The sequence below is a fragment of the Paraburkholderia sp. BL18I3N2 genome (assembly GCF_003001875.1).
GTDB lineage: Bacteria > Pseudomonadota > Gammaproteobacteria > Burkholderiales > Burkholderiaceae > Paraburkholderia > Paraburkholderia phytofirmans.
This window is the reverse complement of the sequence record NZ_PVNC01000017.1, coordinates 56942-75162: the sequence shown is the minus strand read 5'-3', so window position 1 is coordinate 75162 and position 18221 is coordinate 56942. Positions and strand designations below refer to the sequence as shown.

Below are 18221 nucleotides of genomic sequence, written 5' to 3'. Positions count from 1 at the left end.
AATGAACCCGACGCCCACCGTTGACGAACTGCTCCAGCAGCCGATCGAAGCGATCATCCCGCATCGCGGCACCATGCTGCTGATCGATTCTGTCGACACATTCAGCGAAGAAACGCTGACCGCGCGCGCCACGGTGCGCGCCGACGCCTGGTATGCCGACGCCGACGGCGCCATGCCCGCGTGGATCGGCATCGAACTCATGGCGCAGGCGATCGCCGCGCACGTCGCGTTGCTGGCCATGCGCGGCGGCGGCCGCGCGCGGCCCGGCGTGTTGCTCGGCTCGCGCAGCTACAAGGCATTGCAGCCGTCGTTCGCGGGCGGCGCGCGGTTATCCGTCCACGTCGTGGAACTGCTGCGCAGCGAAGAGGGCCATGGCGCCTACGAATGCATCATCCGGCACGGCGACACGGTATGCGCCGAAGCCGTCATCAAGGTTTTTCAACCGCGCGATTTTCAGTCATTCATCGAAGGGAGTTTCAGTTCATGAGCCGGCGTGTTCTCGTTACCGGCGCAAGCCGCGGCATCGGCCGCGCGATTGCGTACAAGTTGGCCGCCGACGGCTTCGCGGTGTCCGTGCATTGCCGCACGGGGCGCAGCGAAGCCGATGCGGTGGCGACGGGCATTGCCGCGCAGGGCGGCACGGCGCGCGTGCTGCAATTCGACGTGCGCGAGCGCGCGGTGTGCCGCGAAGTGCTCGAAGCGGACGTTGCGGCGCACGGCCCGTACTACGGCATCGTGTGCAGCGCCGGCGTGACCCGCGACGCCGCGTTTCCCGCGCTCACCGAAGAAGATTGGGACATTGTGATCGAAACCGGTCTCGACTCGTTCTACAACGTCGTCCATCCGTTGACCATGCCGATGGTGCGCGCCCGCAAGGGCGGCCGCATTGTCACGATCGCTTCGGTGTCCGGCGTGATGGGCAACCGCGGCCAGGTCAACTACAGCGCGGCGAAGGCCGGCCTGATCGGCGCGAGCAAGGCGCTCGCCGTCGAACTGGCGTCGCGCAACATCACCGTCAATTGCGTGGCGCCGGGTCTGATCGAGACCGGCATGCTCGATGAAATGCCGCTCGAACAGGCGCTCAAGACGGTGCCGATGAACCGCGTCGGCCAGCCTGCCGAGGTGGCGTCCGTGGTCAGCTTCCTGATGTCGGATGCGGCCTCGTATGTCACGCGTCAGGTGATCGGCGTCAACGGCGGGATGATCTGATGAAGCGCGTTGTCATTACCGGCATGGGCGGCGTCACGGCGTTGGGCGATAGCTGGGACGTGATCGAAGCGCGCTTGAAAAGCGGCGTGAACGCCGTGCGCCGCATGCCCGAGTGGGATTACTTCGAATCGCTGCATACGCGGCTCGCGTGTCCGCTGCCGGATTTCACGGCGCCCGCGCACTATCCGCGCAAGAAGACGCGTTCGATGGGGCCTGTGTCGATGTACTCGGTGCGCGCCAGCGAACTGGCGCTCGCCGACGCGGGCCTCGCCGACGACGCCACCATCAAGGACGGCCGCATGGGCGTCGCCTATGGATCGTCGTCGGGCTCGGTGCAGCCGATCCGCGCGTTCGGCACGATGCTCGAAACCGGCTCGATGAGCGACGTCACGTCGAACAGCTACGTGCAGATGATGCCGCATACCACAGCCGTCAACGTCAGCCTGTTCTGGGATCTGAAAGGGCGGATCATTCCGACATCGTGCGCGTGCGCGTCGGGCAGCCAGGCGATCGGCTATGCGTATGAAGCGATCCAGAGCGGCAAGCAGACGCTGATGCTCGCCGGTGGCGCGGAGGAATTGTCGGGTCCGGCTGTCGCCGTGTTCGACACGCTGTACGCCACCAGCACGCGCAATGACGAGCCGCATCTGACGCCGCGTCCGTTCGACGCCGCGCGCGACGGCCTCGTGGTCGGCGAAGGCGCGGCTACGCTGGTGCTCGAAGAATACGAACATGCGGTTGCGCGCGGCGCGCGGATTCACGCGGAGATTGTCGGCTTCGGCTGCAACTCGGACGGCGCGCATATGACCCAGCCGACCGCCGAAACCATGGCGCGCGCGATGCAGCTCGCACTCGATGACGCGCAACTGCCGCCCGAAGCGATTGCGTATGTGAACGCGCACGGCACCTCGACGGATCGCGGCGACATTGCCGAAAGCCATGCGACCGCGCAGACCTTTGGCGCGCGCATGCCGATCAGCTCGCTCAAGAGTTATGTCGGCCACACGCTCGGCGCGTGCGGCGCGCTCGAAGCGTGGTGGACTATCGAGATGATGAAGCGCAACTGGTATGCGCCGACCTTGAACCTGGCGAATGTCGATCCGGCCTGCGCGCCGCTCGATTACATCGTCGGCACGGGGCGCGAAATCGACGCCGAATATGTGATGAGCAACAACTTCGCGTTCGGCGGCATCAACACTTCGCTGATTTTCAGGCGCGTTCGATGAGCGTCGCGATGCAACGCGTGGTCGTGACCGGCATGGGGATCGTATCGTGTCTCGGCAATACGCTCGACGAAGTCTCCGCTGCTTTGCGCACGGGCCGCTCGCGGATCGAACGGATCGACGCATGGCGCGAGCGTGGCTTCGGCTCGCAGGTGGCGGGCGTTGCGTCGGTCGCGCACGAAACGCCGTTCGAGCGCAAGCTCGAACGTTTCATGGGTGACACCGCACGGTTTGCGTGTCATGCCGCGCGCAAGGCGATCGGCGATGCCGGACTCGACGCTCAGGCGCTACGCTCGCCGCGCGCGGGCACGGTGATCGGCTCGGGTGTAGGCAACATGCCGAGCTACGACGCGGCCATGGCGGTCGCCAATTCGCGCGGCGTCGAGAAAGTGCCGCCCTACGTCGTGCCGCAAGCGATGAGCAGCACCGCGTCGGCCAACGTCGCGCAGGTGTTCGGGCTCGAAGGCGTCAGCTATTCGCCTTCGTCGGCGTGCACGACTTCGGCGCTCGCGATCGGCCAGGCGATGCAGCTGATTCAGACCGGCCGTCAGCAGATCGTGCTGGCCGGCGGCAGCGAGTCGCTGCACGACAACATGACGCTGATGTTCGACGCGATGGGCGCGTTGTCGCGCCGCTTCAACGACACGCCGCAGAAGGCATCGCGTCCCTACGACACGGAGCGCGACGGTTTCGTGATCGCGTCGGGCGGCGGCGTGCTGGTGCTCGAAGCGCTCGATCATGCGCTCGCGCGCGGCGCACGGATCTACGCGGAGCTCACCGGCTTCGGCGACTGCACGGACAGCGCCGGCATGGTCACGCCGCGCGCGGCGGGGATCGCGCGGGCCATGCGCGGCGCGCTGAACGAAGCGGGCAAGCGTCCCGACTACATCAACACGCACGCACCGTCGACGCCGCTCGGCGACCTGGAAGAACTGCACGCGTTGAACGAAGTGTTCGGCGCGGCGTTCGATCATCGCGTGCCGGCGTTTTCGTCGACCAAGGGCATGACCGGGCATCCGCTCGGCGCGTGCGGCGCGCACGAAGCGATCTACACGCTGCTAATGATGCGCGACGGCTTTATCGCGGGCACGGCGGATATCGACGCGCCGGAGCCCGCGCTCGACGGCATGCCGCTCGTGCGCACGGCGCGCGACGCGCGCATCGGCACGGCGATGTCGGTGTCATACGGGTTCGGCGGAAGTTGCGCAAGTTTGGTGTTCCAAGCATGGCAGGGCGGCTGAAACGGCCGCGATTTTATAAAAAACGAAGGCGAGAAAAAAATGAAAAGAACAGGTGTACTGGGCGCATTGGCAGTCATGGCGTTGACGTTGGCGGGTTGCGCCACGCAGGTAAAGTCGCTGCCGCTCGCCGCGGCCGGCGGCGAATCGCGCGGCAACGTGCCGGTGTATTTCGGGCAACAGAACCACCCGGCGGTTAAGAGCCGACTGGGCGACGTGTCGTATTCCGTGCGGATCGCGCGCAAGGTCGCCGGTCCCGATGACGCCTGTCACGCAGCGCTCGCCGAAGCCATGCAGAAACTGCGCGCGGCGGCCAACGAACGCCACGCCAATGCCGTGATCGATGTGTCGACGCGTTTTCATAGCACCGAGAGCAACTCGTCGACCGAGTTCACCTGCGGCGTTAGTCCGAGCGCCGCCGCGATTGCGGTAAGCGGTCAACTCGTCGTGCTGGAATCGAACTGAGCCGAATCAGGCTGATTGAAAAAGAACTCACAGAGCAACAACAACCACCAAGGAGTCTCTATGAAACGCCATCTGCTGTTTGCCGCATTGCTTGCTTCGTTTGCCACGCTGAGCGCAGCGCCGGCCTTCGCTCGTGATACGGTCAGCTACTTTCCGGTCGAGCAGGCCTTGCAAAGCGAACCGGGCAAAGTGAGCGAAGACATCGGGCTGTATTTTGCGGGCCAGCGCCATCCGGCAGTCGCGAAGACAATGGGTGAATTCGCCACCAACAAGAAGACCAACGCGTTCGGCAAGAGCGATCTGCAAGCCTGCCAGCACGTTTTCCTCTCGGCGGTGATCGAGTTGCAGGAACGCGCGCGCAAGGAAGGCGGCAACGCGGTGATCAACATCAAGAGCAACTACAAGAACGAGTTGCGTGAGAGCGCCACTGAGTACACGTGCGGCGCGGGCGCTGTGATTGCCGGCGTCGCGCTGACGGGTGAAGTGGTGACGTTGCGCAAGTAAGAGTGGGTCCGCGCGAGCCAGCGCGGAGTAGCACGCATGCGCGCGGGGCAAGCGGGAAGGCGGTGTACGCCGCTTCGCGCAGTTTTATCGCATCAGGCGCGTGCCTTGCTGCGTGTTTTGCTGCGTGCCTTGCGACGAATTAACCGGCTTTGACCGCCGCGACGTTGACCAGCGTTTCGCGACGCTTGCCGGGTTGCGGATGAGACAGGCCGAGCCGTTCGAGCAGACCGAAGTCTTTCGCTCGGCTCCACCAGAGGTAGGGCAGCGACACGTTGCGCTCGCTGAAGTTAAAGCCGCCGTGGCGGATCATGTCGAGGTAGCCGCCGGCGCTCTTTTGCACGTGCATCGGATGACGGAACAGCAGCCGGATTACCCACGATTTGATGTACGCATCGGTGGATTCGGCGAATAGCAACACGCCGCCCGGTTTGAGCACGCGGTGGAACTCGGCGAGCGCGCGGTCCTGCTCGACGAGGTGGTGAAAAGTTTGATGGCAGAACACGATATCGGCGCTCGCGTCCGGCAGCGGCAGTTTCGCGCAGTCGCCGTGCAGCAGTTCGATATCTGCCAGCTTGTCGCGGCAGGCGTTTGCCGCCTGAGCGGCGAGCGTCAACGACGGTTCGTGGAAGTCGATGCCGACGAGGCGGCGCGGCTTGAACGCATCGGCGAGCAAACGGAAGGAGATGCCCTGGCCGCAGCCGACGTCGACGATCACCGGCGCCTCGGGCAAGGGCGTGTCGATCAGACGTTTAAGGTCGTTGATCGCGACCCGCAGCACATGATGTTCCCAGGTATAGGTACGCAGGAACCAGATCCCGAACGCCGTTTCCGGCACGAAAGGCACACTGGATGTTTCGGATGGCGACACGCTGGGCTCCCGGCGAAATAGCGTTCTTGTTGTGCCCGCCCCGTAGCTATCCTTCGGGGCGTTGAAGCGAAATTGTAACGAGACGTAAGGATGCAGCGAAACGCTGCTCCGGGCAAGCCAAACGATTGAGGCAAATTTGAGTACACATTCGTCAAAGCACACGACGGTCGATGTCGTGATCATCGGTGCCGGACCGGCGGGCGCGGTTGCGGCAGCCTTGTTGCGCAAAGCCGGGCGCTCCGTGCTGGTGCTCGAACGCCAGCACTTTCCGCGCTTTTCCATCGGCGAGAGTCTGTTGCCGCAAAGCATGGCCTACCTCGAAGAGGCCGGCATGCTGCGGGTCGTGGTCGAAGCGGGCTTCCAGTACAAGAATGGCGCGCATTTCGTGTATCGCGACCAGTCGTCGGCGTTCGACTTTCGCGACAAGCATTCGCCCGGTTGGGGCACCACGTATCAGGTCGAGCGAGCGGTATTCGACGACATTCTGATTCGCTGCGCGGCGGAGCAGGGCGCCGAAGTGCGCTTCGGCCATACGGTGCGCGCGGTTCATACCGGCGCCACGCCTTTGGTCGATGTGATCGACGAAGCGGATCACGCTTATCAGATCGAAGCGCGTTTCGTGTTCGACGCAAGCGGCTTCGGCCGCGTGCTGCCGCGCTTGCTGAACCTCGAAGCGCCGACGCGCATGCCGACGCGCGCCGCGATCTTCACGCACGTGCAGGACGGCATTCCAGCGGGCATGACGGACCGCAACAAGATTTGCGTGGCGACGCATCCGCAACATCGCGACGTATGGTTCTGGATGATTCCGCTGGCGGGTGGCCGTTCGTCGGTGGGGTGTGTCGCCGAGGCGAGTTTCCTCGACGTGCCGGACGCGGAGCGCGACGCGAAGCTTCGCGCGCTGATCCAGCAGGAGCCGACGCTGAACCGCCTGATCGCCAACGCGCCGTTCCTGATGCCGGTGCGCCACATTGGCGGCTATGCGGCGAACGTGGAGCGTTTGCATGGGCCGGGTTACGCGCTGCTCGGCAATGCGGGCGAGTTTCTCGATCCGGTGTTTTCGTCCGGCGTGACGATCGCGCTGCGCTCGGCGCATCTCGCGGTGCAGACGTTGAACCGGCAACTGGACGGCGAGCAGGTCGACTGGTCGACAGCTTACGACGTGCCGTTGCGCAAGGGGATCGATACGTTCCGCGCTTTTGTCGAGCGCTGGTATTCGGGTGCGTTGCAGGACATCATTTTTTATCCGGACCAGACGCCGTCGATTCGCCGCATGATCAGCGCGGTGCTGGCGGGTTATGCGTGGGACGAGACGAATCCGTATGTGGCCGATCCGGTGCGTCGGTTGAATGCGTTGCATGAGGTGTGCATGCAGCGTTAATGCAACTGCGCGGCAGGCATCAAAGAAGACGGCGCTTCTGGATCGAAGCGCCGTTTTCTATCCATTTCCGGGAATCAATTCGAGTCCCGATCAAGGCCGGGTTGTTCCTTCCACCAGATCTGGGCGCGCTGTGTCGAGGTCGCCGCGCAAGGCGTGCAATTGCAAACAAGTGTCAACAATTGATTTCAAGACGAGTGGGGGTGGCTAGCATTCAATTTCAATTAAAACTCGAGGACACACGAATGCCTGCTTATGATCGAACTGCCGCCGCCCAGTATGTCAGCGCTCATGCCTCGGTGATAAGCACGGGTCATTGCGCAAAGTTTGTGCGACTGGCGATTGAGCGAGGCGGGATCATGATTGATCGAACGCGAGACGCGAAAGACTACGGACAATCATTGATGAGCGCCGGGTTCTATGAAGTCAATTCCGCATACCTTACAAAGGGGGACGTGGTTGTGATTCACCCCATCGCGAACCATCCTGCTGGACATATGGCGATGTTCGACGGGCAAATCTGGGTTTCGGACTTCAAGCAATATCACGGGTTCTATCCGAATCAGGAATATCGGACCGTACAACCGCCGTACAAAATCTACCGCCACAACTGAACACGACAATGAAAAAATATCTAGCGGTTCTAGCCGTCGCGCTCAGCATGGTTTTCGGTTTGATTTTTCACCCGCTCGCTCTGGCGCATGGGGAACCGGCCACGCCCGAGGCAAGCGCGAAGGCGTTTTACGCGTGGTACATCAAGCGCGATTCGGAAAATCGTGGGTTTCCCTTGCTGGATAAAGAAATTTTCCAATACGTAGCAAAGCCGACTGTCGAGTTTTTGCGTGCGGCGTATAAGGCGAACAAGTTCGCCGGCGACAGCGATCCCTTTACGAAAGTTCAGGATTACGACGGGAAGGACTGGGCCGCACATATTGATGCGCGACCAGCCCTAATGTTCGGCGACACCGCTGTCGTTCCGGTCGTTCTTGGACGCGATACCAAGGCCACGCTTCAGACGGTTCTGGCGTTCATGCGGAAGCAACCCGACGGTCAGTGGAAAGTCATCAAGGTCGATGATCTTAACGGCTCCGAATAGCCGTTGTTTCAAGGGATGAGCGCGAGGGGCACGCGCGGCGGGCAGCAAATGAAAACGGCGCTTCAGGATCGAAGCGCCGTTTTCTACTCAGTTGCGTAACTCACCAGCTCAAGCAGCGATCCTCGCCGCGCTCGACGCACTCTGCCGCACATCATCGCGACGATGCACGCGCTTGCCGGCCGCATACGTCTCATAGATCGCGCGATCGTCGCCGAGCAGCGCGAATGCGAACAGCAACTCTTCCAATGTTTCAGTGCGCGCGGTGCGGCGTGCGAGCAGCGGCGTCGCGCGCGGATCGAGCACGACGAAGTCCGCTTCGGACTTCGGCTTCAGCGTGCCGACCTTGTCCGCCAGATCGAGCGCTTCGGCCGCGCCGGCGGTAGCCAGATAGAACATGCGCGTGGCCGTCAGATGATGGCCGCCCAGACGCGCGACCTTATGCGCCTCATTCATGGTCTGCAACATCGAGAACGAGGTCCCGCCGCCGACGTCCGTCGCCAGCGCGATCGGCATGCCGGCCTCATCGGCCTTGTCGAAATCGAACAGGCCGCTGCCGAGGAACAGGTTCGAGGTCGGGCAATGCGAGGCGACCGTGCCGGTTTGCGCCATACGTCTGCGGTCTTCCGCGTCGAGGTGGATGCAGTGGCCGTATACGGCGCGGCGGCGCAGCAGTCCGTAGTGATCGTAAATGTCCAGATAGCTGCGGTGGCCGGGGAACAGATCGGCGACCCACTTCACCTCGTCGTGATTTTCCGCGACGTGGCTCTGAATGAAGATGTCCGGATGCTTGCCCGCCAGCACGCCGCACGCTTCGAGTTGCGCTTCGGTCGAAGTCGGCGCGAAACGCGGCGTCAGCGCATACATCTGGCGGCCGCGATTGTGCCAGCGGCCGATCAACTCGGCGCTGTCGTCGTAGCCCGATTGCGCGGTGTCGCGCAGGAACTCGGGGCAGCTGCGGTCCATCAGCACCTTGCCGGCCACCATGCGCAGATTGCGCGCTTCGCTCTCGGTGAAGAGCGCGTCGGCCGATTCCTTATGAACCGTGCAATACACGAGCGCGGTGGTCGTGCCGCACGCCAGCAGTTCGTCGACGAAAAAGCTCGCCGTGTCGCGCGCGTAGGCCGGATCCGTGAAGCGGCGCTCGGTCGGGAAGGTGTATGTCTCGAGCCAGGGCAGCAAACCCGGTGCCGGCGACGCGATCATGTCCGTCTGCGGATAGTGAATGTGCGTATCGATGAAACCCGGCACGATCAGCTTGTCGCGCATTTCCTGCACCTGGGTGCCGGGCGCGAGTTGCGGCGCGAGCGCGGCATACGCGCCGGCCGCGACGACATGGCCGTCTTCGACGATCAGCAGGCCGTCCTCGTGGAAGACCGCCGCGTTAGGCGATTGCGCGGGATCGCCGTTGAAGGTCAGCAGTTGCGCGCGGAATGCCGCTTGGGCCGATTTGGCTGCTTTGGCCGGTTTGGCAGATTGAGTCATGGAAAAACCGTCTCCGATTGTGAGAAGCTGCACAGTCCGGACGACGGTTCGATCATTGGCTCTCAGTCGAACCCGTGCCGCCGCCGGCTGCGATATATCGGCCCGTCAGTGCGGACCGCTTGGGTGCCAGTGCGCGTCGAGCTTCGCGATCAGTTCGCTGCGTTGCTCGGGCGTGACGAACGACGCTTCGAAGCTGTTGCGGATGATCGTGTAGACCTCGGCATCGTTGAGCTTCAGCGCGTCGATGGTGGCGAAATAGTTGGCGTTCACGTAGCCGCCGAAGTAAGCCGGATCGTCGGAATTCACCGTCACGGCCACACCGCGATCGAGCAGGTCCTTGAGCGTGTGCTTGGTCAGGTCGTCGAACACGCAGAGCTTCAGGTTCGACAGCGGACACACGGTCAACGCGACGCGAGAATCCGCGAGACGCGTGACGAGCGCGGGATCTTCGATGCTGCGCACGCCGTGATCGACGCGGTCCACCTTCAGCAGATCGAGCGCTTCATAGATATACGACGGTGGGCCTTCTTCGCCGGCATGCGCAACGAGTTTGAGACCGAGTGCGCGCGCCTTGGCGAATACACGTTCGAACTTCGAAGGCGGATGGCCGCGTTCCGACGAATCGAGACCGACGCCGATCAGGCGATGCTTGTACTGCTCGAACAAAGGCCGCGCTTCTTCGAACGTGGCGAGCGCGTCTTCTTCGGATAGATGACGCAGGAAGCACAGAATCAGCTTGCTCGTCATGCCGCGCTTTTCGGCGTCGGCGAGCGCGCGTTCGATGCCGGCCACGACGGTCGCGATCGGCACGCCGCGCTCGGTGTGCGTCTGCGGATCGAAGAAGATTTCGCTGTGAATCACGTTGTCGGCGAGGCAGCGCTCGACATACGCCATCGTCATGTCGTAGAAATCCTGCTCGTGCAGCAGCACGCTCGCGCCCGCATAGTAGATGTCGAGGAACGATTGCAGGTCGGTGAATGCGTACGCGGCGCGCAGGGCTTCGATCGAGTCGTAGGCGAGCTTCACGCCGTTGCGCTCGGCGAGCGCGAAGATCAGTTCGGGTTCGAGCGAGCCTTCAATATGAATATGCAATTCGGCCTTCGGTGCCAGCGCGGTTTTTTCGGCCAGCGGCGTGGGGGTAACAGTCGTTGTAGTCATGGTCGGTCAGGAGTTTGTTGAATGGCTTTTGGAGTCATCGCGCGCCGGATGCGTCAGCGTTGTATCGACGACATGCCGCGCATCACACCGTCTGCGTGGCGTGATGCACGCTCGCGTTCGCTTCGACGGCCTGAAGCACCTGCGCCGCCGCCGAGATCGCGATGATCTCCGGCGACTTGTCGACGATACCGTCCACGCCGAGCGGGCACTTCATCCGCGCGATCAGCGACGGATCGAGACCGCGCGCGGCCAGCCGATGTTCGAACTGCTTGCGCTTGCTATGCGAGCCGATCATGCCGAAGAACGCGAAGTCGCCACGCCGCAGAATGCGCTCGGCCAATTCGAGATCGAGCGCATGGTTGTGCGTCATCACGATGAAGTACGTATTCGGCGCGGCCTGGTCGATGGCTTCGTCGGGGGCGTCGTTCGGATCGATCTTCACGTTCGGCGCATGCAGCGTTTCCGCGGGCGGAAATTGCGCGTCGCGCTCGTCGACCCAGCGAACCGCGCACGGCAGCGTGGCCAGCACGCGAACCAGTGCGGCGCCCACGTGACCGGCGCCGAACAGCACGACCGAGAAGTCGCCTGGCGCGACGGTTTCCGTGAGCAGCGCGCCGCTGTCGTCGAAACCGGCGCCGTCCCACAGCAGGCAGTCAGCGGCGTCGACGCCCGACTCGGGGTCGGACAGCATCACCGCATCCGGTGCGGGGCCGAATGATACGCTACGCACCGTCGACTGGCCCGCGGCCACGCGTTTCGCCAGCGTCGTGATCCAGCCGAGGTCGCCCACATCGAGCCGCTCGAAGGCGAGAATCACCGCGCCGCCACAGCATTGGCCGAGACTTGGGCCGAGCGCGAAACGCTCCAGACGACGCATATGCGGCGAGCGCATGCCGTCGCGCAGAACCTGACGCGCGGTCTCGATGGCTTTCCATTCCAGGTGTCCGCCGCCGATGGTGTGTTTCGCCGAATCGCGCGTGACGATCATCTTGGTGCCGGCTTCGCGGGGCGCCGAACCTTCGACGCGCGCGACCGTCACCAGCACGGCGGCATCGCCGTGCGCGAGCAGTTGTTGCAGGTCAGGTAGCCAGGCTTGCATCCGGCGTTCTCCATACGTGGCCGCGCGGGGTGTCCGTGCGGCCGGTTGAGTTTGACCTGGCGCGTTCGTGTCGCGCTAGGCCGTGGGGTTATCTTTTCACGCGGTCGTGTCGGTCGTCGCGGGTTCCGTTGCCGGTCGGGGTGCGGGCTGCGGCTGCAAGGCGTCCAGTGCGTCGAGAATCGCTTCGGGCGTGGCCGGTGCGCGCAATCGAGGTGCCTCTTGCGCGTTTGGCACCGCGGCCGCGATCGCGTCGCGAATCGCGAGGAACACCGAGAACGGCAACAGCAACGGCGGCTCACCGACGGCCTTCGAGCGGAACACGGTCGGCTCGGCATTGCGGTTCTGATAGAGCTGCACGTGGAACGCGGCGGGCGTGTCGCTGACCGCGGGAATCTTGTAGGTGGATGGCGCGTGCGTCATCAGACGGCCATCGCGGTTCCACCAGAGTTCCTCGGTGGTGAGCCAGCCCATGCCCTGAATGAAGCCGCCTTCTACCTGACCGATGTCGATGGCCGGGTTGATCGACTGCCCGGCGTCGTGCAGCACGTCCGCACGCACGAGTTTCCACTCGCCCGTCAGTGTGTCGATCACGACTTCGGATACCGCCGCGCCATACGCGAAGTAATAAAACGGGTGACCGGTCAGCGTTTTCGCATCCCAATGCACTTTCGGCGTGGTGTAGAAACCGTCCGACCACAACTGCACGCGCGCCAGATACGCAGCGCCGACCAGCTGTTCGAACGGCATCGCGCCGCCGTTCACCGAAACCTCGCCGTTGGCAAATTGCACATCGTTCGCAGTGCCGCCGAGTTGTTTGGCGACGAGTTCAGCGAGCCGCGCGCGAATGGTTTTTGCCGCCGCTTCGGCGGCTTTGCCGTTCAGATCGCTGCCGGTGGACGCGGCCGTTGCCGACGTGTTCGCGATCTTGGACGTGTCGGTTGCCGTGACCCGCACGCGCGAAAGCGGCAAGCCGAACTCGTTGGCGACCACTTGCGCGACTTTGGTATTGAGCCCCTGGCCCATTTCCGTGCCGCCGTGATTGACGAGCACGGAACCGTCTTTGTACACGTGCACCAGCGCGCCCGCTTGATTCAGAAACGGCACATTGAACGAGATGCCGAACTTCACCGGCGAAAACGCGAGGCCGCGCTTGAGCACCGGACTGCTTGCATTGAATGCGGCGATCGCTGCGCGGCGCGCGCGATAGTCGCTGGTAGCGAGCAGTTCGTCGGTCAGCGGCGCGATGATGTTGTCTTCGACGCGCTGTCCATACGGCGTGGTGTCGCGCTCGCCGACGCCATAGTAGTTGGCGAGGCGCACATCGAGCGGATCGCAGTTCAACTGACGCGCGATGCTGTCGAGCATCACTTCCATCACGAGCGCGCCTTGCGGACCGCCGAAGCCACGGAACGCGGTATTCGATTGCGTGTTGGTCTTGCAGCACAGCGCGACGATGTCGACATCGGAGAGGTAGTACGCGTTGTCGAAGTGGCAGACAGCACGCGTGGCGACAGCACCGGACAAATCCGCGGAATAGCCTGCACGTAACGCGATTTCGACGCGCGCGCCGAGAATACGCCCGCTGTCGTCGAAGCCTGCTTCGTACACGTAGACCGCGTCGTGGCGCTTGCCGGTGATCATGAAATCGTCGTCGCGGTCGGCGCGCAGTTTGACCGGACGGCGCAGCCGTTGCGCCGCCAGCGCAGCCACGCAGGCGAACACTGCCGATTGCGATTCCTTGCCGCCGAAGCCGCCGCCCATGCGCCGGCATTCGCACAATACATTGTGCTGCGGCCAGTCGAGCATATGCGCGACCACCTGCTGCATTTCACTCGGGTGCTGCGTCGAACTGTAGACGAGCATGCCGTCCATTTCCTTCGGTACGGCGTAGGCGATCTGGCCTTCCAGATAGAACTGTTCCTGGCCGCCGACTTCGAACGTGCCGCTGATCCGGTTGGGCGCTGCGGCAATCTTTGCATCCGGCTCGCCGCGTTTCAGATGCAGCGGCGGCAGTACGAACTGCTTCGCGGCTTTCGCATCGGCGGGTGTGAGAATGGCTTCGAGCGGTTCGTAGCGGATCACGTCGTCGCTTTTCGCCAGCGCGGCTGCACGGCGTGCGAGCTCATGGCTTTCGGCGATCACGGCGAACACCGGCTGGCCGAGATAGAGCACCTCATTTACCGCGAGAATCGGATCGTCGTGCAATACCGGACCGCAATTGTTTTCACCTGGGATGTCTTCGGCGGTCAGCACGGCGATTACGCCCGGCGCTTTCCTGACCGCGTCCAGATCCATCGACACAATCCGCGCGTGGGCATGGCGCGACAGGCCGAGCGCCGCATGCAGCGTGCCTTGCAACTCGGGCACGTCGTCCGTGTAGGTGGCTTCGCCGCTTACGTGCAGCGCAGCCGATTCATGCGGCAGCGAGACGCCGATCGCCGCGCCGCTCTCGTGAGCGACGTGCCTGCCAGCGTGTTCGACGAAAGCATCGGTCCGGTTCATCACGACGGCTCCTTCGCAACGGCGGCGTCCGGCGTGCCGGCTTCGAACGCGAACGCATTCACGTCGAAGAGGGCCAGCGGCGCGTCATCGCGCGTTTCAAGGTGAAAGCGCCACAGCAGATTGCGCGCCACCTTCAATCGATACGTGCTCGACGCGCGCATGTCGGTGAGCGGCTGGTAATCGGCGACGAGCGCATTCATGGCTTGCCGCGCGGTGCCTTCGTCCCAGCTTGCGCCATTCAGGACGGCTTCGGTTTGCGCGGCCCGCTTCGGTGTGGCCGCCATGCCGCCGAACGCGATACGCGCTTGCTCGATGACCCCGTGTTCGTCGAGGTGGAGCGCGAACGCCGCGCACACGGCGGAGATGTCCTGGTCGTAACGCTTCGACACTTTGTAGGTGCGAAAACGCAGGTTGCCTGCCGGCCGCGGCACGCGCAGCGCCGCGACGAATTCGCCGGCCACGAGCGCGGTCTTCTGGTAGCCGAGGTAGAACGCGTCGAGCGGCAGCGTGCGTGTTTTCGGACCGTGGCGCAGCACGACTTCGGCGTCGAGCGCGAGCAGCGCCGGCATCGAATCGCCGATCGGCGAGCCGTTCGCGACGTTGCCGCCGAGCGTGCCGGCGTTGCGGATCGGCAGCGACGCGAAACGCGTCCACAGTTCGGCGAGTTCGGGGTAGTCGATGGCGAGTGCCGCATAGGCATCTTCGAGCGTGACGGCGGCGCCGATTGTCAGCGTCTGCGCATCCCGCTCGATCGTCTTCAATTCGGCGACGTTGCCGATGTACAGAATGTCGCCGAGATCGCGGAATTGCTTGGTGACCCACAGGCCTACATCGGTGCTGCCGGCGAGCAATCGCGCATGCGGATGGTCCGCGCGCAGTTTGGCAAATGCGTCGAGCGAGACGGGTGCATGAAAGGCGGGTGAACCGAAAGCGGCGCCGCGCGCGTCGGGCGCGCGGTATTCGAAGGTGTCGCGCCGTTGCAGTTCGCGCAACTGATCCGCGACGGCCTTGCGGTCAAGCGTTACGCGCGGGTATTGCGGATAGTCGAACATCTTCTGCGACGCGTCGACGATCGGCCGGTAGCCGGTGCAGCGACACAGATTGCCGGAGAGGGCGGCGTTGATTTCGTCGCGGGTGGGCAGGCCGGCGGCGGCCGGCTGATTTTCATACAGCGCCCACATCGACATGACGAAACCGGGCGTGCAGAAGCCGCATTGCGAACCATGGCAGTCGACCATGGCTTGTTGCACGGGGTGCAGGGCGCCGTCGGCGGCGCGCAGATCCTCGACGGTGAAAAGTGCCTTGCCATCTAGAGTTGGCAGGAACTGGATGCAGGCATTGACCGCTTTCAGCGCGAGGCCGCCTTGCGCGTCCAGCTCGCCGACGACGACTGTGCAGGCGCCGCAGTCGCCCTCCGCGCAGCCTTCCTTCGTGCCGGTGCAGTGCAGATCTTCGCGCAGGTGCTGGAGCACGGTGCGCGACGCAGGAACGCCCGCGACCTCACGGACGGCCCCCTGGTGATAAAAGCGGATGGTTTGCGTTGTCATGGCGAATCCAGAAGACACTGCGGACCGGGCGCGCGTTACGCATGGGGTCGCGCCAAAGCCGGCCTCGCGCACGTAGATCGCCATCCAGTTCCGAAGATAGCATTACCTTGTCCCAAAAAGATTTCCCATGTCGCATGAAGCTTATTCGGAAGCGGTCATGAGATAGGTACGATTCGCACCAAGGCGGGAAGTTGCGTGAGTCGGGGCGGAAGGCAGAAAGCCAGGCGGGGCGGGGCGCTGCAGGAGAAATGGATGGTCTGGCGGACCAGAAGCGGCGCGGCTTCGGGACGAAAAACGCCGGATTTCGCGTCCTCGCACTCGGCGGCGCAAAATCCGGCGTTCGTTGTTCAGCGTGGCGAACGCGGGGCGGCAGAACCCCGGTCAGGCAATCCGGCGACGGTTGCGAACCAGCGTCAGCACCAGCGGGATGAAAGCGACCACGAATGCGGCCAGCGACCATTGCGGCAGCGTCAGACCCAGAATCGGCGGATAGGCTGTTTCGCACAGGCCGGCGACCTTGAACACGCCCGGCAGCCAATGCGCGGGCGGCAAGCTGTCTACCAACGGCTGCAGTGCGTCGAAGCCACAGCTAAAGCCCGGATTCGCCTGAACATACACATGGCGCACGGCCGTGACGATACCGGCCAGCGCCGACAAGGCCGCGAGCACTTCGAGCAGACGCACGCCGCGCCAGTTGTTGAAACGCGCGCCGAGGAACGCGAAGATCGCGATCAGCAGGAAGAAATACCGTTGGATGATGCACAACGGGCAGGGGTCTTCGTGCAGGAAATACTGCAGATACAGCGCGCCACCCACAAGGGCGACGCAGATCAGGCCAAGCAGAACCAGCAGGGAGCGCTCTCGGCGCAGCATTGCAGTGTCGTTATTCATGGATCGTGTGGCTGTCTCGAAACGGAAAGGGCGGGTGCCCGCGATTCTAGCGCGAACCCCCGCCCCGCCGCTTATCCTGCTTTTACGACGTATTCCCCGATCGGCGTCCTGGTTGTCCCTCGATCAGCGAATCGCCTTGAGCACCGCTTCGGCGCCGCGGCCGATGGCCAGCAGGGCGTCGTCGGCGTGCGGCGCGCCGGCCAGCATCAGGCCGACCGGCGCATCGCCGCGCAGATGGCACGGCAGCGACAGCGCGCAGCTGTCGAGGAAGTTGAACACGCTCGGGTTGCGCAGGATCAACGCGTTGGTGCGGCCGAAGACGTCGTCGTCGACCAGATCGGCGACGCGCGGCGGCACCACCGGCACCGTGGGCGCCACGACCGCGTCGAAACGTTGCCACAGCGTGCGGGCGGCTTCGGCCAACATCGCCTCGCGTTCGGCGAGCAGGTCGAGATAATTGGCGGCGCTGGCCGGCTGGCCCTTCAGAATGCGCACCAGCACGCGCGGATCGTATTGGTCGCGATGCTTTTCCAGCAGCGGACGATGCCACGCATACGCCTCGATCGGCGAGAACCCGAAGCGGTTGATCTCGGGCAAACGGTCGAGCGGTGCGAAACGCACTTCGCTGACGATCGCGCCGGCCGCTTCCAGATGCTTGAGCGCCGTGTCGATTGCCGCGGCGACCGCCGGCTCGACGCCGTCCGTGACGAAATTGGTCAGCACGCCGAGGCGCACGCCTTCCAGCGGACGGGCGGCAGGAATACGCGGCTCGAGCCCGGCCAGCATGCGGTCGACCAACGCGCAGCAGGCCACGGAAACGCCGATCGGCCCGAACGAATCGAGGGTCGACGAAAGCGGCACGCCGCCCTGTTTGGGAATGCGGTCGGCGGTCGGTTTGAAGCCGGTCAGGCCGCACAGCGCCGCCGGGATGCGGATCGAGCCGCCGGTGTCGGTGCCGAGCGCAATGGCCGCCATGCCGTCCGCGACGGAGGCCGCCGCGCCCGACGACGAGCCGCCGGAAATCCGTTCGTCGCCTTTCACGCCGCGCTGGTACGGCGACAGCGGATTGCCGTAGTGCGGGTTCAGGCCCAGTCCGGAAAACGCGAACTCGCTCATATTGGTCCGGCCGACGATCACCGCGCCCGCGCGCTTCAAACGCGCGACCGCGACGGCGTCCGCCTTGGCGGCGGGGGCGTCGGCAAGCACTGCGGAACCGGCGCGGGTCGGCTGGCCTTCGATATCGAACAGGTCTTTCACCGACACCGGAATCCCGGCGAGCGGCGAGAGCACGGTGCCGGCGGCGCGCAGACGGTCGTGGGCGTCGGCGGCGCTGCGGGCGCTGTCGGCGTCGACGTGCATGAAGACGGCCGCGCCCTGGCCGGCCGGATCGGCGATCCGTTCGAGCGCGGTCTCGACGAGCGCGCGGCTCGTGGTGCGTCCGGCAGCGAGGTCGGCGGCAAGTTGGGCTAGCGGCGGAAAGGGCGTGAGTTCAGTGGCCATGATGTCGGTAAAAGTCCGGTTGAACCCGGCGAAGCCGGTCAGTGAGCTAAATGCGTGAGCG

General features: G+C 64.1%; 17 protein-coding genes. 9 read left to right on the top strand and 8 right to left on the bottom strand.

The features are described 5' to 3' along the window. Position 1 precedes the first annotated feature (1 nt). Genes B0G75_RS31025 through B0G75_RS31000 form a run of 6 tightly spaced genes read left to right on the top strand, consistent with a single transcriptional unit; the run spans position 2 to position 4639 of the window. The gene (locus B0G75_RS31025) at positions 2-487 is read left to right on the top strand and encodes a hotdog family protein (RefSeq protein ID WP_106313844.1); all 486 of its coding nucleotides are present in this window, start codon (positions 2-4) and stop codon (positions 485-487) included. Beyond that, positions 484-1209 (top strand): 3-ketoacyl-ACP reductase FabG2, encoded by a 726-nt coding sequence (locus tag B0G75_RS31020; RefSeq protein WP_012434023.1) that lies wholly within the window; start codon positions 484-486, stop codon positions 1207-1209. The genes B0G75_RS31025 and B0G75_RS31020 overlap by 4 nt, the downstream gene beginning before the upstream one ends. Further along, on the top strand, positions 1209-2435 hold the full coding sequence (locus tag B0G75_RS31015) for a beta-ketoacyl-ACP synthase (RefSeq protein WP_106313843.1): 1227 nt from the start codon (positions 1209-1211) through the stop codon (positions 2433-2435). The genes B0G75_RS31020 and B0G75_RS31015 overlap by 1 nt, the downstream gene beginning before the upstream one ends. Then, positions 2432-3673, top strand: a complete 1242-nt coding sequence (locus tag B0G75_RS31010; protein WP_106313842.1) for a beta-ketoacyl synthase — start codon at positions 2432-2434, stop codon at positions 3671-3673. Before B0G75_RS31015 ends, B0G75_RS31010 begins: the two co-directional genes overlap by 4 nt. 39 nt (positions 3674-3712) lie before the next feature. Beyond that, the gene (locus B0G75_RS31005; RefSeq protein ID WP_012434020.1) at positions 3713-4135 is read left to right on the top strand and encodes a hypothetical protein; all 423 of its coding nucleotides are present in this window, start codon (positions 3713-3715) and stop codon (positions 4133-4135) included. A 60-nt stretch (positions 4136-4195) separates the two neighbouring features. After that, positions 4196-4639 carry an excinuclease ABC subunit A gene (locus B0G75_RS31000; protein WP_106313841.1) on the top strand — a complete coding sequence of 148 codons (444 nt, stop codon included), beginning with the start codon at positions 4196-4198 and terminating at the stop codon, positions 4637-4639. A 139-nt stretch (positions 4640-4778) separates the two neighbouring features. Here B0G75_RS31000 and B0G75_RS30995 read toward each other — a convergent pair whose 3' ends face one another. Further along, complete coding sequence (locus B0G75_RS30995; protein WP_106313840.1) at positions 4779-5507, bottom strand: class I SAM-dependent methyltransferase; 729 nt, start codon at positions 5505-5507, stop codon at positions 4779-4781. A gap of 136 nt (positions 5508-5643) precedes the next feature. On the opposite strand from B0G75_RS30995, the gene B0G75_RS30990 reads away from it, so the two are divergent. From B0G75_RS30990 to B0G75_RS30980, 3 genes are read left to right on the top strand one after another with little or no spacing between them, the layout of a single operon-like run. Further along, positions 5644-6888 (top strand): NAD(P)/FAD-dependent oxidoreductase, encoded by a 1245-nt coding sequence (locus B0G75_RS30990; protein ID WP_106313839.1) that lies wholly within the window; start codon positions 5644-5646, stop codon positions 6886-6888. Next, positions 6888-7499: a hypothetical protein gene (locus B0G75_RS41880; RefSeq protein WP_308705938.1), complete on the top strand. Its 612-nt coding sequence runs from the start codon at positions 6888-6890 to the stop codon at positions 7497-7499. The genes B0G75_RS30990 and B0G75_RS41880 overlap by 1 nt, the downstream gene beginning before the upstream one ends. Before the next feature lie 8 nt (positions 7500-7507). Then, positions 7508-7981, top strand: coding sequence for a DUF3828 domain-containing protein (locus B0G75_RS30980; RefSeq protein WP_106313837.1), 474 nt, complete (start codon positions 7508-7510; stop codon positions 7979-7981). A 108-nt stretch (positions 7982-8089) separates the two neighbouring features. Here B0G75_RS30980 and guaD read toward each other — a convergent pair whose 3' ends face one another. From guaD to B0G75_RS30945, 7 genes are all read right to left on the bottom strand, one after another. Next, positions 8090-9463 (bottom strand): guanine deaminase, encoded by a 1374-nt coding sequence (gene guaD, locus B0G75_RS30975; protein ID WP_106313836.1) that lies wholly within the window; start codon positions 9461-9463, stop codon positions 8090-8092. A gap of 105 nt (positions 9464-9568) precedes the next feature. Continuing rightward, entirely contained in the window at positions 9569-10621 is a 1053-nt protein-coding gene (locus B0G75_RS30970) for an adenosine deaminase (RefSeq protein WP_106313835.1), read from the bottom strand. A gap of 82 nt (positions 10622-10703) precedes the next feature. Next, positions 10704-11720 (bottom strand): xanthine dehydrogenase accessory protein XdhC, encoded by a 1017-nt coding sequence (gene xdhC, locus B0G75_RS30965; RefSeq protein ID WP_106313834.1) that lies wholly within the window; start codon positions 11718-11720, stop codon positions 10704-10706. 96 nt (positions 11721-11816) lie between these two features. Beyond that, the gene (xdhB, locus tag B0G75_RS30960) at positions 11817-14222 is read right to left on the bottom strand and encodes a xanthine dehydrogenase molybdopterin binding subunit (protein WP_106313833.1); all 2406 of its coding nucleotides are present in this window, start codon (positions 14220-14222) and stop codon (positions 11817-11819) included. Then, positions 14222-15769: a xanthine dehydrogenase small subunit gene (gene xdhA, locus B0G75_RS30955; protein WP_181309389.1), complete on the bottom strand. Its 1548-nt coding sequence runs from the start codon at positions 15767-15769 to the stop codon at positions 14222-14224. Before xdhA ends, xdhB begins: the two co-directional genes overlap by 1 nt. A gap of 381 nt (positions 15770-16150) precedes the next feature. Next, a complete protein-coding gene (locus B0G75_RS30950; protein WP_106313831.1) occupies positions 16151-16660 on the bottom strand; it encodes a disulfide bond formation protein B in 510 nt (169 codons plus the stop codon). A gap of 123 nt (positions 16661-16783) precedes the next feature. Further along, positions 16784-18160, bottom strand: a complete 1377-nt coding sequence (locus B0G75_RS30945; RefSeq protein WP_106313830.1) for an amidase — start codon at positions 18158-18160, stop codon at positions 16784-16786. Positions 18161-18221 lie beyond the last annotated feature (61 nt).